At 39.7% G+C, this 547-nt stretch carries 1 protein-coding gene; it reads right to left on the bottom strand.

The window, feature by feature from the left end; all coding sequences use genetic code 11:
- Positions 1–547 (bottom strand): AraC family transcriptional regulator (locus ABD296_RS50120; RefSeq protein WP_344285773.1); only part of this gene is annotated, 547 nt, incomplete at both ends.

Raw genomic sequence — 547 nt, forward strand, 5'->3', positions numbered from 1 at the left:
TGTTTTCAGCCATTCATTCACCTTCACAATTAGATTACCTGTAGTGCCTGCCGCTACAATACGTTTAAGACGATCGCCTTGCGGGCTCATCAATAAACGATAAAAAATTTCCTTAATAATAAGAGGAGACAAGATGGGGATGTCTTGTGGCGTATCTAGTAATTTTATTAACCGTATAAACGCATCATTCAGCTCTGAATTGACTACTCCAACAGCCATTCCTTTTTTCTCAGTATTTACATCTTTAAAGGGAATATGGGCCTCAAGCATGGTTTGAGCAAGTAAATATGGGTCTAGCCTTAGCACAATTGAGAGATAGGGTTGTTCAACAGAAGCTTCAAGCACTTGAGCAATTACAGGCAGGTCAATTGCAGTAAAAAGGAAATGGTTAGAGTCATAAGTATAAGTCTCTTCGCTAAGAATCACCTGTTTTTTGCCTTGAGCAATCATACATAGACTCGCATCCATCATGCTGCTACTTGGTTTGGTCAATGTCTCTGCACGATATAAAGTCAGTCCCGTAATAGCTGTTTCGAATGTGCCTTTT

This window comes from Actinomadura napierensis, assembly GCF_039529375.1.
In the GTDB taxonomy this organism is placed as follows: Bacteria; Actinomycetota; Actinomycetes; order Streptosporangiales; family Streptosporangiaceae; genus Spirillospora; species Spirillospora napierensis.